The following is a 13,773-nucleotide window of genomic DNA, read 5'->3' on the forward strand; positions in this document are numbered from 1 at the left end:
GTTTCGTCGCTCAGCGGCGAATGTTTCCACTAAGTAAAACGTGGTTGCCACTAGATAGCAATGGTCAATTCGCAGTACCGTGCCTGCATGTCTCCTCTCCAGAGTTCGTTCGCGTCCCTCGTCCCCGCCGGCTGGAAGGGTTCCGGAGGGCTCGGCGGGACCACCACGACGATCGCCGCAGGACGGGTGAGCGACCTCGAGACCGGTCGGATCTTCCCGCCGTTCTCCGAGGCCCTACTCGATCCGGAGTGGCGGCTGAGCATCGCCGAACTCACCGGACCATCTGCCTTCTCGTCGTTCCCCGGCTACGACCGGACGTTCACGGTCATCGGTGCTGCGGCTGCTGATCCAGGCGCGGAGTCCGCCGCTCCAGGTCCTGTCGAGCTCTCTCTCGACGGTTCTCCGATCGTCGCGGTCGACCGCTTCGAGCAGGAGCGCTTCGCGGGCGAGGCCACGGTCGACTGCGTGCCGCCCGCCGGAACGACCAGAGTCCTCAACCTCTTCACGAGGCGTGACGCCGCCTCTGGCGTGGTGCGCGTCTCTGCAGGCGCCGAGGTCGTTCCGGTCACGGACGCCCCGCGGGTGCTCGTGGCGTTGGAGGAGGGGCTGGCCGGTCTCGGCTTCGGCGATTGCCTGTGGGTCGGCGCCGGTGAGCGGATCCACGCGGGTGAGCTGTTCGTCGGGGACGGGTGCGTTGCGGTCGTCGAGGTCGCCTCCGTCGGGTTGTGATGCTGGGCACACTTCGACAGGCTCAGTGACCGGGTCGGTACACTTCGACGGGCTCAGTGACCGGGTCCGGTACTCAGTACCGCAGGTCGTGGAGGACGTCCGCGAGTTCGTCACGACTCGTGACGCCGAGCTTCGCGAAGATGTTGCGCAGGTGCGATTCGACGGTCCGTCGTGAGATGAACAGCCGCTTCGCCGCATCGGATGCGGAGAACCCGAGCGCTGTGTAGTTCGCGATCTCGCGTTCGCGGGCGCTCAGCTCGTCGAGCGTCGACGGGTGCGGAGGGACCCAGACACCGTGTCTCGCGAGTTCACGGACGCCGAACGTCGTCCGACCCACCTCGATCTGATCGACGAGGGCTTCCGCGACGGCCGCATCGCATCGTCGGGCGAGCACTTCCGCGCGTTCGAGCAGCGCGGCATCGCGCCCGCCGCACAGAGACAGCAGGTGGATCGCATGCAGTTCCATGAGCGGCAGATCGTGGCGGATCGAGTACACGCGCAACTCGTCGGCGTCGTGTCTCGCGACGTCGTCGAGCCGGACCCAGAGCGATGCGAGCGTGCAGAGGTACCGGATGTGCGCTTCGAGCGAGCGATTACCGGTCAGCATGGCCGTGCGCGCGTCCTCCCTCGCGATGAGCGAGACGCTGACGTCGCCCTGCACCGCGGCGACGAGCGCGAGGTAGGCGGCGACGTGCGCGGTTGCGTCCGTAGGCGCGGCTTCCTCCGTCGGTCCTGCGGCCTCCAGCTCCGCGGCGATCGCGTCCAACCGCCTCCTGGCATCGCTCCACCGCCCGTTGGCGACGTCGATCATCGTGGTGCCGAGGGACATGAGCGAGGCGTCCTTCGTGGCGTCGACCCGTTTGCCGCGGAGCATCGCCTCCCCCGCCGTCAGGATGAGGCCCGCACGCCGCGGGCGACCGCCGAGCAGTTCCGCGAGCACGATGCCGGCGCCGAGTTCGACGAAGGGCTGGGAGTCGAGCGTCCGCATCGAGAGCTGCGCCCGAACCCCTCGTTGGAAGAGCGTTCCTGCCTCTCCTCGGCGCCCCTGCATGCCGAGGACGGCGACGAGCGAGGCGAAGCAGTCGATCGTGGCCGGTGTGGGCGGTTCCGCGCACACCGCGCTGAGCAGCGGCGCAGAGCCGCGCAGGTCGCCGCTGTAGTAGCGGTGCTGGGCGCGGAGGGCGGATCGACGCGGTTCGGGAAGCTCATCGAGGAGGGCGAGCGCACCCTCGAGGTCCCCGTCGTGCAGGTGCAGTTGCATGGCCGAGCCCTCCAGCGAGTCGCTCGTCTCCTCGCTCTCGCTGACGTCGTCCATACTCTCGCTGACGTCGTCCATGCTCACGTTCCACATCGTATCGCTCAGCCGGAGTGGGCCGTTCGCGCAGACGGTCCGTGCAGCGCGCAGGACGACGGGCTGCCATGTCGGGTCGGTCAGCCGAAGGCGAGCCACATCGTCGTGGACCGCACCGCCACTCCGGTGTTGTCGGGTCAGACCGGGCGGGGTCGTCGCGCGCGCTGCACGCGACCTCTCGACACTACAGCGGAGGGGCGTGCGGACGTCATCGGTGAAAATTACTCAGCGGTCTCCGTCACGCCATCGCCCTGGGGCCACGCCGAACCGTCACCGGAACCGATCGCAGCGGTCCCGTGGATCGCCGGATACCAGAACAGCAGCTCGTTCACGCCGTCACCGGTACCGCTGCAGCACCGTGGACCCGCCCACGCGCAGGTCGCTCGAGACCGAGTCGATCCCGGAGCGTGCCGTCGCCGTACGCCGTGGGCGTGAGTCCCCGGCGCTGCAGTTCCGGCGTCACGAGGTCGACGAACCGTTCGATGCCGTCCGGCAGGGTCAACGACTGGACGATGAAGCCGTCCGCGGCCCGCGAGGTGAACCGGCCCTCGATCTCGTCCGCAATGTCCGTCGCCGTGCCGATGAGCGTCTGCTCCCGGAAGGCGGAGGCGTAGATCTCACGTGCCGTCACGGGTCCGCCGTTGATGTGCGCATCGTTGATGCGGCCGGGAGACTTCCCCTCGTTCGAGGTGTCGATGTCCGGCGCGTAGACGAACGGGTCGTCCGCGGTGAGCCCGGTGAGGTCCTGACCGATCGAGTGCGCGACGTCCTCGAGGATGAGCGCGTCTGGCGTCGATGCGAGCAGTTCCTCGGCGATGTCCTCCGCCTCCGCTCTGGAGACCGCGACCACGGGACGGATGGAGGGCAGGATCGCGAACCGCTCGGGATCCCGGCCGTGAGCCGCGACGCGTTCCTTGAGCCCACTGTAGAAGCGCTGCGCCTCACCGAGCGGGAGCAGCCTGGCGAACACGGCGTCGGCCGTCGCCGCCGCGAGCTCCTGACCGGCCGGTGATCCGCCCGCCTGGAACTGAACCGGGTACCCCTGCGGCGGCCTCGACACGTTGAGCGGGCCGCGAACCGTGAAGAACTCGCCGCGGTGGTCCGCGGTGGCGAGCTTCGAGGCGTCCGCGAAGATCCCGCTCGCCTTGTCGGCGGGGAACGCGTCATCGGCCCAGCTGTCCCACAGCTCCTCCACGACCTGCACGAACTCGGCCCCGCGCTCGTAGCGGCGCGAGTGGTCGAGGTGGCTGTCGCCGCCGAAGTTGCGGGCCTCCTCGTCGTAGCGCGAGGTCACGAGGTTCCAAGCGGCGCGTCCCCCGCTCAGGTGGTCGAGCGTCGCGAGCGCACGCGCGACGTGGTACGGCTCGTTGTACGTCGTCGAGACGGTCGCTGCGAGCCCGATGTGCTTCGTGTGGACGGACAGCGCGGAGAGCAGCGTGAGCGGCTCGGGTCGCACCTGGCTGTAGTGGTCGGTTCCGGACGGGTAGCGATCCCACAGGTAGAGGCCGTCGGCGAGGAAGAGGGTGTCGAAGAACCCTCGCTCCGCCGTCTGCGCGAACCGCTTGAAGAAATCGATGTCGAGGTGCTTCTCTGGTTCAGCGCTGCCATGGCGCCAGCCCGTGACGTGCGCCCCGCCCGGGTGGAAGAGGAACGCTCCGAGGAGCAGTCTGCGGGCGCTGCCTGTGCTGCCTGTGTACTCGCTCATCGCACGTACCTTCCTACTGGTCGAGCGAGACCGAGGTTCTCGCGCAGGGTGTCCCCGAGGTACTCGGAGCGGTAGACGCCACGGTCGATGAGCCGCGGGACGATGCCCTCCACGAAGTCCTCGAGGGAGTCGGGCAGGGTGGGGAACATGACGATGAAGCCGTCGGCCGCTCCCTGTTCGTAGCGGTCGGCGATCCAGTCGCCGAGCGTGTCCGGGGTGCCGAGGAGGAAGCGCCGGCGCAGGAGCGTCCGGTAGACCTCGCGAAGCGTGAGGCCCTGTCCTTCCACGAGCGAGGCGATGAGCGCGTAGAACGACTTCGACTGGTTGAACCGCTCCGGATCGAAGTCGAAGACGAACGGGGCGTCGAGTTCGCGGTCGCTCAGGTCCTCGCCCAGGTGGTGCGAGAGGAGGTCGAGGGAGACGCGGTCGGGCGTCAGCTCCTCGATCGCGCGGAAGCGTTCCTCCGCCTCGGCGATGGTCCTGCCGATGACGGGCGAGAGGGCGGGGAGCACTCGGAGCGCGTCCGCGTCGCGGCCCGCTTCGACCGCTCGTCGTTTGTAGTCGTCGTAGAGGGCGACGGCTCCGTCGAGGTCGTCGGGGCTGATCGTGAAGACGGCCTCCGCGGTCCGTCCCGCGAGGGCTCGCCCCGCTTCGGAGGCCCCGGCCTGGAACAGCGGCGGGTGGCCCTGGGAAGGACGCGGGACGTTGAGCGGGCCTCGGACGCGCAGGAACTCCCCCTCGTGGTCGAGGACGTGCAGCTTGTCGCGGTCGGCGAAGATCCCGCTCTCCCGGTCGTAGCGGAAGGCGTCGTCGTCCCAGCTGTCCCAGAGCCCGGTCACGACCTCGACGAACTCCTCGCCCCGGCGATATCTGACGTCGTGGTCGAAGTGGCTGTCGCGCCCGAAGTTGCGCGCCTCCTCGTCGCTCGCGCTCGTCACGAGGTTCCAGGCGGCTCGTCCGTGGCTCAGGTGGTCGAGCGAGGCGAGCTTCCTGGCCACATGGTACGGCTCGTTGTAGCTCGTCGACACGGTCGCGGCGAGCCCGATCTTCGTCGTCAGCTGCGAGAGCGCGCCGAGGAGCGTGAAGGGCTCCGGGCGGATGTTGACCCCGTGGTCGATGCCGGAGGCGAAGCGATCCCAGACGTACAGTTCATCGGCGATGAAGAGGGTCGCGAACTTCCCGTCCTCCGCCGTCTTCGCGAAGTTCGCGTAGTAGTCGAGGTCGAGGTACCGATCGGGTTGGCCGGCCTCGGAGCGCCAGCTCGTGACGTGCTCGCCGCCCGGGTAGAAGATCCCTGCGCCGAGGGCGAGGGGTTCGCGTTCCGCGCTCATCGGAGGGCTCCCGCTGATACGTCGGCGCCCAGACCAGCACCAGCACCGGCACCGGCACCGGCACCAGCACCAGCACCTTCGAACGGCGGCGCCCAGCCGAGCGAGGGAGCGACGTCGCGGACGAACAGTTCGAGCGCGTCGTGACGTTTCGCGAAGCTCGAGTAGAGCAGTTCGACCTGCACCTGGAGGTGGGTCGTGTAGGGGAACGACGGGTGTGCGGCGATCGATTCAGTGATCTGCTCAGCCGTGCCGTAGTGGATCCCGAGCGATGCGGCCTTCTCCGCGAGCGTGTGGGCGGGCGGCAGGAAGTCCTTGCCCCACTTCCACTTGCGGAGGATGCCGGCTTCGGCCTCGCGGAGCGCCGTCTCGCGGTCGGCCGCCGGGTAGATGAGGGTCGAGACGCCGACGCGAGGCGTGACGCCCTCCGGCAGTCCACGGAAGTAGGCGGCGGTCGTGATTTCGGCCGGCACGGTCTGCGTCGTGCCGACCAGCACGCCGTGTCCGCGGGTGGCGGCTTCGAACGCGCTCGTGTCGCTCAGCGTCGCCTCCCAGACCCTGGCGGTCAGGCCGGGCGTCGGTGGAGACAGGACCTGTCCGGAGTCGTTCACGGGAAGCCCGTCGAGGGCCGCGAGGAGCGCTTCGAGCGAGCGCAGGTGTGCTGCTCGTCGCTGGGACGGGTCCTCGGCGAGCCGTTGCCCGAAGGCGTCGGCGAGCCCCGGGATCCCACCTCCGTTCGCGATGCCGAGCTCGACGCGCCCATTGCTCAGCACATCGAGCACCGCCGCGTCCTCGGCGACCCGCAACGGGCTCTCGAGCGGCAGCGTCACGGCTGCGGTTCCGAGCCGCAGGCGACTCGTCCTGCTGGCGAGCGCGGCCAGGAACACGAACGGCGACGGCAGGCCGCCTGCCCGGTTCCCGTGGGCGTCCTGGAGGTGGAACTGGCGGAGCCACGCGTAGCCGAAGCCGAGCTCCTCGGCATGTGCGAACAGGTCGAGGAAGTCCGTGTACACGTCGTGCGCCGATGCCTCTTCGGCGAAGTGCGCGAAGACGCCGAGCTGCAACGGCGCATCGGTCACACGATCGATCGAGAAGCCGCCGGTCATGCGTGCACCTCGAGCTGGAGCGTGTCGGTGAAGGCGACGTAGCCCGCGATGGGCGCGGACAGGGCGATCGGCTCGGGGTACGACCAGGCGACGGGCGTGCCCTCGGGATCGTCGGCGAGCGCCCAGTAGTCGCTCGCATCTCCCTTGAACGGGCAGTGGCTCGTCGTGTCGATCGGCTGCAACTGCGTGAGGTCGACGTCTGACCGCGGCAGGTAGTAGCGCACGTCGTGGCCGCGTTCGTGGAGTTCGAGCGCAGCATCCGTCGTGGCGACGAGCCGCTCGCCGTTGCGGATCTCGACCGTCCCTGCGGCAGGCAGGATCCGGATGCGTTCCGACTGTGCGGCTGCCTGCGTTGCTGTCTGGTTCTCGGCCACGGGTTCCTCCATGCGGTTGGTCTGGTGAGGTGAGCCTCGACGTGCTCAGGTGAATCGGGGCAACGCTAACGGCGGATGCGGGCGGTTCAGCCCTTGATGACGAGATGTTTCCTCCATCCTTCGGCACGACTTCCGGTGGCGGCGAGCGCGACCGCACACTGGGTCTCAGCACCCGACCGATACCGTCCCGACACCGCTCCCGACACCGGAGGACCCCCAGATGACCGCTCTCCCCACGACGCAAGCCCCCGTTCTGCCGACGTCCAGCCCGAACCTCGTGGAACGATTCCCGAGCTACCCGTCGACGTGGTCGTTCACCCCGAGTTCCCGCTGGTTGCGCGGCTTCGTCGACGACGTCGCCGTCGTCGACAGTCGCCAGCAGATCCTCGTCTGGGAGCCTCGGGCGAAGGTCCCGGAGTACGGTTTCCCGCTCGAACAGGTGCGCACCGACCTCCTCGTGCCGACCGAACCGCCCGCAGCCGATCGCGGTTTCTACCGACCACGTCGTCCGGCGAAGAGCTGGTTCGACCTGCGTCTCGGCGAGCGCCTCGTCGAGCACGCCGCGTGGACGTGGGACGTCCCAGAGCTCGAGGGTTTCATCGCCGTGAACTGGTTCCACGACGTCCTCGACCGGTGGGTGGAGGAGGACGAGCAGGTCATGACGCACCCCCGCGATCCCTACAACCGTGTGGACGCGATCCCGAGCAGCCGCCACGTCGTCGTGACTCACGACGGGCAGGTGATCGCGGACAGCCACTCCCCCGTCCTCGTCTTCGAAACCGGCCTGCCGACGAGGTACTACCTGCCGAGGGCCGATGTGGATCTCGACCGGCTCACCCCGTCGGAGACCTGGTCGGAGTGCCCGTACAAGGGGTACGCGACCGACTACTGGGCGCTCCCCGACGCCGAAGGAGTCCTCGAGGACGTCGCGTGGTCGTATCCGGAGCCGAAGGCGCCCGTCGGCCCCATCGTCGACCGCATCGCGTTCTACCCGGAGCGGGTCTCGATCACGGTCGACGGGGTCCCCGCGCACTGATCCCGCACTCGCGGCCGGATCGCATGTTGCGGGATGTGTCGCCGGGCATTCGACGGATCACGGCAACAACTGTTCGATGGTCACCCAAGCCCTACGGGCCACCCGACCGGCTTCCCCAGCTACAGCCCGCACAACACAGCCCGCACCCACAGGAGCATCCACATGCATTCAGCCACCAGCACCATCGATCCCCCCAGGCCACGCCGCTTGCGTCTGCTCGCGGCGGCCGTCGCGATCGGCGCCATCACGCTCGCCCTCACCGCATGCGGCACCTCCACCTCGGCGGATTCCGCCGGCGGCGGCACGGGCACCGCGATCTATCGCGTGCCGATCAGCGATCCGGGCGGCGACATCGATCCGCTCACCGTCTCCGATTACAACGCGATGCTCATCGCCGGCCTCGCATCGGAGGGACTCGTCTCGATCGACGCCAAGGGCAAGCTGTTCCCGCGTCTCGCCACCTCATGGGAGCCGTCGGAGGACGGCCTCACCTGGACGGTGAAGCTGCGTGAGGGTGCCGAGTTCAACGACGGAACGCCCGTCACCGCGAAGGACGTCGTCTCCACCTTCGAGACGATCACCGGTCCCGACAGCACGTCGCCCGGCAAGAGCAGCTTCACGGGCATCCTCTCCGGAGTGGCGCCGACCGCCGACGGGAGCGCGGTCGACTTCACGCTCGCCCGGCCGTTCTCGGACTTCCCCCGTCTGCTCGCCGGAGCGAACACCGCCATCCTGCCGGCCGGCTACACGCCCGGCGACTGGCTGAAGCACCCGGTGGGCGCCGGACAGTTCGTCCTCGACTCCTACACGGTGGGCGAATCCGCGAAGTTCACGAAGAACCCGAAGTACTGGGACGCGAAGGACATCAAGGTGGACGGCGTCGAGCTCAAGGTCTACGCCGACCCGCAGGCCGCGCTGCTCGCCTTCCAGGCCGGCGAGGTCGACCGCATCGCCCTGTCCCCTGATGTTCGAGCAGCCGTCGACGTGTCGAAGTACAACACGATCAGCGCCGGATACAACAAGTTCGACGGCATCTTCCTCAACCAGTCCGTCGCTCCGTTCAACGACCCGACGGTCCGTCAGGCCGTCGCGTGGGCGATCGACCGCAAGAAGCTCATCGAGAAGGTGTACGACGGAACGGCCGATGTCGCCAACGACGCCCTGTACTTCCCCGACTACGACATCCAGCCCAAGGGACTCGAGCAGCGTGAGCAGGACCTCAAGAAGGTCGCGGAGCTGCTCGACGGGCGCACCGTCTCGTTCACCATCACGATCGCGACCGAGAACCAGCTCTACGGCGAGGTCCTGCAGCAGCAGCTCAACGCTGTTCCCGGCTTCGACGTCAAGCTCGACGTATTGACGAGCGCGCAGTACTACGCCGACGGCGCCGACTCGCCGTGGCTGAACGCTCCGCTCACCGTCACGAACTGGGCAGCCCGCGTGCCGTCACAGTACATCGGTCTCATCTTCACGACCGGCGCGGACTGGAACGCCTCGCACTACAGCAACCCGGAGCTCGAAGCGCTCTCGGCCTCCTACGACGCCACGACCGACCAGGGCGAGCGCCAGAAGCTCGCCGACCAGATCGCGGCCATCCAGTGGAAGGACCTCGCGGTCATCGTGCCGGCCTTCACCAGGGCGGAAGTGCTCCAGGACAAGCGCGTGCAGGGCCAGTTCAAGGGCGCACTCGACTTCCCGGCCGGCTTCTCCTTCGCCGGCATCTCCATCACGTGATCGAGATCACGGAACCGAGAGAACGGAACCGGCATCTCCATCACGAAACCGCGGCTGCTCTTCACAGCCGCATCTGACCAGAGAGACCTCATCACATGAGCGTGTTCAGCCCCCGCCAGGACGGCACGACGGCGAGCCCTGCCGCTCCGCCCGCTGCGTCCGGGCGGGGAGCTGAACACGCTCCTCCGTCCGCGGCACGTCCCACCCTCCCCGAACGGCATCGCAGGATCCTCGGCGTCATCGGTCGCCGGGTCCTGCAGATCCCCTTCGTCCTCTTCGTCGTCTCGATCCTCGTCTTCTGGCTCGTCCAGGTCGTGCCGGGCGATCCCGGTCGCAACGCGCTCGGGCCATACGCCACCGCAGAGCAGGTGCAGCTGTGGAACGAGCAGCACGGCCTCGTCGGAAGCCTGCTCGAACGCTACGGGCACTGGATCGGCGGGTTCCTCACGGGCGACTGGGGCACGAGCCTCATCTACTCGAGCCCGGCTTCCGAACTCATCCTCGGCCGCCTCGGCAACTCGCTCCTCCTCGGCCTCTACGCGTTCCTCATCATGGTGCCGATCGCCATCGCCCTCGGCGCCGTCCAGGCGTACCGCGAGGGGTCGCGATCGGACCGCGCCATCACCGTCGTGCTCATGTCGCTCTCCGCGATCCCCGAGTTCGTGATCGGCGTGGTCCTCCTCATCGTCTTCGCCGTCGGCCTGGCCTGGCTGCCCGTCCACGCGGGAGCCGATGCCACGGCCGCCGATCCCTTCCTCCGACTCCGCGCCATGACCCTTCCCGCCGTCACGCTCGCGCTCGGTTACCTCGCCGTCCTGGCGCGAATGGTCCGCTCCGGCGTCCTCGAGACGATCACCTCCCAGTACCACCGCACGGCGGTCCTCAAGGGCCTCTCCCCCTCGCAGGTCGTCCGCCGTCACGTCGTGCGCAACGCCCTCATCCCGACCGTCTCCCTCCTCGGGATCTACCTCGGCACCCTCCTCGGCGGCAGTGCCGTGGTCGAGACGCTCTTCGGCTATCCCGGGCTCGGCGCGCTGCTCGTAACCGCGACGGAGAAGAAGGACGTGTTCCTCCTCGAAGCTGGAGTCATGGTCACGGGTGTCATCTCGCTCGTCGCTCTGCTCCTGGCCGACGTCTGCTTCCTCCTCATCGACCCCCGCATCCGATTCGACGACGGCGAGTGACCCGTGAGCATCCTGCGATCTGAAGTGACGAGTGGACTCGCGAGTCCTCCCGAAGTACTCGGTGAGGCCGAGCGGTCTGATCCTGGCAGCCAGTCCCCATCGGGCCAGTCCTCCCCATCCGGCCCATCTTCCCCATCCGGCCCATCTTCCCCGTCCGGCCCGTCTTCCCCGTCCGGCCCGTCTTCCCTGTCCGGCCCGTCTTCCCTGTCCGGCCGCTCCCCCCGTTCGACCAGGATCAGGCGATTGCTCCGCCGTCCGACGTTCACCGTGAGCGCCGTGGTCGTCCTCTGGTGGGTCGTCGCCGCGATCGCATGGCGCTGGTTCGGATTGGACCCATTCGGCGACACCGGCGCGAAGCTCGCGGCTCCCGGCCTCGCCCATCTGTTCGGGACCGATCACCTGGGTCGGGATGTCTTCGCCCGGGTCCTCGCCGGTGCAGAACCCGCACTGCAGATCGGTCCGGCTGGGACGCTCCTCGCGACCGTGCTCGGTTCCGCGATGGGGCTCATCGCCGGCTACTACCGCGGGTTCGTCGACACGGTGTTCATGCGGATCTTCGACGTCTTCCTCGCTCTGCCGACGCTCATCTTCCTGCTCGTCATCGTCGGCGGGTTCGGCAGCAGTGTTCCCGTGCTCACGTTGACGGTCGGGCTCCTCTTCGCCCCCAGCATCGCCCGGATCGTCCGTGCCGCAGTGCTCGTCGAGATGGGCAAGCAATATGTGACGAGTGCGAAGATGCAGCGGGAGTCGTCGGTGCGGATCCTCTTCCGGGAGCTGCTTCCGAACATCGTCCCCGTCATCATCGTGCAGGCGACACTGAGTCTCGGTGCGGCGATCTTCATCTCCTCATCGCTCTCCTTCCTCGGGCTCGCCGCCGCTCCGCCGTCTCCCGACTGGGGACTCGCGATCAACGAGAACCGCATCTACCTGCAGACCGCCTGGTGGACCCTCGTCTTCCCGGCTCTCGGCATCGCATCGCTCGTGGTCGCCGTGAATCTGATCGCCGACAACCTGAAGGAGGTGTTCCGCCGATGAGTACTGAGACAGGAGTGACTGTCGGACCAGGTGCGACTGTCGGACCAGGTGCGACTGTCGGAACAGGTGCGACTGTCGGAACAGAGGCAGGCCGACTCGCCGCAGCCGAACCGACCGTCCGAGTCAGAGGCATCCGGGTGAGCTACCGGACGGAGGAGGTGGACCGGGAGGTCGTCGCCGATGTCTCCTTCGACATCGCGGCCGGTGAATCGTTCGGTCTGGTCGGTGAATCCGGGTCCGGCAAGAGCACGATCGCTCTCGCGCTCACCCGGTATCTCCCCCGCACTGCGACGGTGACGGCCGATCAGCTCACGGTCGCCGGCGAGCAGGTCGCTTCGCTCGGCAAACGGGCGCTTCGTCGCTACCGCTCGACGGCGATCGGCGTCGTCTACCAGGAGCCGGGACTGGCGCTCAATCCGACGTCGAGTGTCGGCGAACAGCTGGCCGAGGTCTACCGGCTGCACGGCTCTTCGGCGAAGGCCAGCCGCTCGCAGACGATTGCGGCCATGGAACTCGTCGGCCTCCCCGATCCCGCCCGCATCGTGAGCCGGTATCCGCACGAGCTGTCCGGTGGCCAGCAGCAGCGGGTCGTCATCGCCATGGCTCTTGCGACGCGGCCTGCGCTCCTCATCCTCGACGAGCCGACGACCGGTCTCGACAGCAACGTCGAAGCCGACATTCTCGCGCTCATCGATCGGCTCCAGGCCGACCTCGGGTTCGCGACCCTGCTCATCAGTCACAACCTGCCGCTCGTCGCGACGCACTGCCGTCGTATCGGTGTCCTCCAGAACGGTGTCCTCGTCGAGACCGGTGAGGCGGGTGCCGTCATCGATGCTCCGCAGCATCCCTATGCGCAGGCACTCGTCGCTGCGCTCCCGGACCTCGAGGCTCCGCGTGCTGTGCGTGCTGGGCATACTGGGCGTGCGCACGAGGCGATTTCGGTCGTCGACCGCGCTGCGGGCAGAAGCGACAGTCCACTCGTCGAGGCTCCTCTCGTTCAGATTCGTGCGCTCACGAAACGTTACGGAACGAAGCTCGCGCTCGATGGTGTCGACCTCACGCTCGGTCGGGGTGAGGTTCTCGGCATCGTCGGCGAGTCCGGCAGCGGCAAGACGACCTTCGGTCGGGCAGTGGCCGGGCTCACGACGTTCGAGGGGTCGATCACATTCGCCGATGCCTCTGATGCCACTGGCGCCACTGATGCCACGGACGCTCCGTTAGTTTCAGTGAACCGCACGAAGCGCGACGTCCCTCCCGTACAGATCGTGTTCCAGAGCCCTGATGCTTCGCTCAATCCGAGAAGGACCGTGCGTCAGGTGTTGTCGCGTTCCATCACCCTGTTGGGTGGAGACACGGACGCCGTCACGCTCGCCGAGTCGACCGGTCTCCCGATCGATGCGCTCGACAAGTTCCCGCACGAGTTGTCGGGTGGCCAGAAGCAGCGTGTTGCGATCGCTCGAGCGTTCGCCGGTCCTGTTCCGCTCGTCGTGTGCGATGAGCCGACGTCGGCCCTCGATGTCTCCGTCCAGGCCCGCATTCTCGATCTCCTCGCCGAGTTGCAGGAACGAACCGGTGTCTCATACCTCTTCATCACGCATGATCTGGCTGTCGTTCGTCGGATCGCCGACCGGATCGCCGTCCTCAATCACGGTTCGCTCGTGGATGTGGGAGCCACTGAGGAGGTCTTCGCGGGTGGTCGGCATCCGTACACGGAGTCGTTGATCGGTGCGGCTCGCCGTCTGCGTTCGCGTGGGCGTGAGCGTGAGGAACATGACCACCGCGTGGAGCAGAGTCCTCGAGAGCTGCGCGCTGTTGAGGTCGAGGGTGCGGTGGAGGGTGACGTTGAGGTTGGCGTCGTCTAGCTGTCGTTCCTGTGAGGTTGTAGACGCGATCTGACCCCTGTTCCCTGAGCTTTCGGCCCCTGAGCCTGTCGGTCCCTGAGCCTTTCGGTCCCTGAGCCTGTCAAAGGGCGGGGGTTTGAGGATCTGGGGCGTCTCCACTTCGACAAGCTCAGTGACCGGGTGCCGTGTCGGTCCCTGAGCCTGTTGAAGGGAAGGGGGCACGGATCCGAAGCGTCCGCACTTCGACAGGCTCAGCGACCGGGTGCGGTATCGGTCCCTGAGCCTGTCGAAGGGTGTGGGTCGGGGATATGGGTCGTCCGCACTTCGACAAGCTCAGCGACCGGGTGCGG

Annotated in this window: 11 protein-coding genes; 6 read left to right on the forward strand and 5 right to left on the reverse strand. The window is 67.8% G+C overall.

Annotated elements, in window-relative coordinates:
- The first annotated feature begins 87 nt into the window (after positions 1-87).
- Positions 88-729, forward strand: coding sequence for a HutD/Ves family protein (locus tag ACQ3HB_RS16565; RefSeq protein WP_430921456.1), 642 nt, complete (start codon positions 88-90; stop codon positions 727-729).
- A 73-nt stretch (positions 730-802) separates the two neighbouring features.
- On the opposite strand, the gene ACQ3HB_RS16570 is transcribed toward ACQ3HB_RS16565, so the two are convergent.
- From ACQ3HB_RS16570 to ACQ3HB_RS16590, 5 genes are all read right to left on the reverse strand, one after another.
- Complete coding sequence (locus ACQ3HB_RS16570) at positions 803-2,065, reverse strand: helix-turn-helix transcriptional regulator (RefSeq protein ID WP_430921598.1); 1,263 nt, start codon at positions 2,063-2,065, stop codon at positions 803-805.
- 343 nt (positions 2,066-2,408) lie between these two features.
- Positions 2,409-3,785: an NtaA/DmoA family FMN-dependent monooxygenase gene (locus ACQ3HB_RS16575; RefSeq protein ID WP_430921458.1), complete on the reverse strand. Its 1,377-nt coding sequence runs from the start codon at positions 3,783-3,785 to the stop codon at positions 2,409-2,411.
- A complete protein-coding gene (locus ACQ3HB_RS16580; RefSeq protein ID WP_430921460.1) occupies positions 3,782-5,116 on the reverse strand; it encodes an LLM class flavin-dependent oxidoreductase in 1,335 nt (444 codons plus the stop codon). The genes ACQ3HB_RS16575 and ACQ3HB_RS16580 overlap by 4 nt, the downstream gene beginning before the upstream one ends.
- On the reverse strand, positions 5,113-6,219 hold the full coding sequence (locus ACQ3HB_RS16585; RefSeq protein WP_430921462.1) for an LLM class flavin-dependent oxidoreductase: 1,107 nt from the start codon (positions 6,217-6,219) through the stop codon (positions 5,113-5,115). The genes ACQ3HB_RS16580 and ACQ3HB_RS16585 overlap by 4 nt, the downstream gene beginning before the upstream one ends.
- A complete protein-coding gene (locus tag ACQ3HB_RS16590; RefSeq protein ID WP_430921464.1) occupies positions 6,216-6,593 on the reverse strand; it encodes a DUF427 domain-containing protein in 378 nt (125 codons plus the stop codon). Before ACQ3HB_RS16590 ends, ACQ3HB_RS16585 begins: the two co-directional genes overlap by 4 nt.
- A gap of 220 nt (positions 6,594-6,813) precedes the next feature.
- Between ACQ3HB_RS16590 and ACQ3HB_RS16595 the strand changes: the two genes are divergently transcribed.
- The 5 genes from ACQ3HB_RS16595 (at position 6,814) to ACQ3HB_RS16615 (ending at position 13,444) form a co-directional block, all read left to right on the forward strand.
- On the forward strand, positions 6,814-7,629 hold the full coding sequence (locus tag ACQ3HB_RS16595) for a DUF427 domain-containing protein (protein ID WP_430921466.1): 816 nt from the start codon (positions 6,814-6,816) through the stop codon (positions 7,627-7,629).
- 162 nt (positions 7,630-7,791) lie between these two features.
- Positions 7,792-9,363 carry an ABC transporter substrate-binding protein gene (locus ACQ3HB_RS16600; protein WP_430921468.1) on the forward strand — a complete coding sequence of 524 codons (1,572 nt, stop codon included), beginning with the start codon at positions 7,792-7,794 and terminating at the stop codon, positions 9,361-9,363.
- A gap of 95 nt (positions 9,364-9,458) precedes the next feature.
- Complete coding sequence (locus ACQ3HB_RS16605; protein ID WP_430921469.1) at positions 9,459-10,547, forward strand: ABC transporter permease; 1,089 nt, start codon at positions 9,459-9,461, stop codon at positions 10,545-10,547.
- 243 nt (positions 10,548-10,790) lie between these two features.
- The gene (locus tag ACQ3HB_RS16610) at positions 10,791-11,582 is read left to right on the forward strand and encodes an ABC transporter permease (protein WP_430921471.1); all 792 of its coding nucleotides are present in this window, start codon (positions 10,791-10,793) and stop codon (positions 11,580-11,582) included.
- Between the two features lie 137 nt (positions 11,583-11,719).
- A complete protein-coding gene (locus ACQ3HB_RS16615; RefSeq protein ID WP_430921473.1) occupies positions 11,720-13,444 on the forward strand; it encodes an ATP-binding cassette domain-containing protein in 1,725 nt (574 codons plus the stop codon).
- The last annotated feature ends 329 nt before the right edge of the window (positions 13,445-13,773 follow it).

This window comes from Plantibacter lichenum (genome assembly GCF_050587525.1).
Lineage (GTDB): Bacteria > Actinomycetota > Actinomycetes > Actinomycetales > Microbacteriaceae > Plantibacter.

Excerpts from the sequence above, each read along its gene's own strand:
- ACQ3HB_RS16565 (WP_430921456.1), top strand. The coding sequence starts at position 88 with ATGTCTCCTCTCCAGAGTTCGTTCGCGTCCCTCGTCCCCGCCGGCTGG.
- ACQ3HB_RS16570 (WP_430921598.1), bottom strand. The coding sequence starts at position 2,065 with ATGGACGACGTCAGCGAGAGTATGGACGACGTCAGCGAGAGCGAGGAG.
- ACQ3HB_RS16575 (WP_430921458.1), bottom strand. The coding sequence starts at position 3,785 with ATGAGCGAGTACACAGGCAGCACAGGCAGCGCCCGCAGACTGCTCCTC.
- ACQ3HB_RS16580 (WP_430921460.1), bottom strand. The coding sequence starts at position 5,116 with ATGAGCGCGGAACGCGAACCCCTCGCCCTCGGCGCAGGGATCTTCTAC.
- ACQ3HB_RS16585 (WP_430921462.1), bottom strand. The coding sequence starts at position 6,219 with ATGACCGGCGGCTTCTCGATCGATCGTGTGACCGATGCGCCGTTGCAG.
- ACQ3HB_RS16595 (WP_430921466.1), top strand. The coding sequence starts at position 6,814 with ATGACCGCTCTCCCCACGACGCAAGCCCCCGTTCTGCCGACGTCCAGC.
- ACQ3HB_RS16600 (WP_430921468.1), top strand. The coding sequence starts at position 7,792 with ATGCATTCAGCCACCAGCACCATCGATCCCCCCAGGCCACGCCGCTTG.
- ACQ3HB_RS16605 (WP_430921469.1), top strand. The coding sequence starts at position 9,459 with ATGAGCGTGTTCAGCCCCCGCCAGGACGGCACGACGGCGAGCCCTGCC.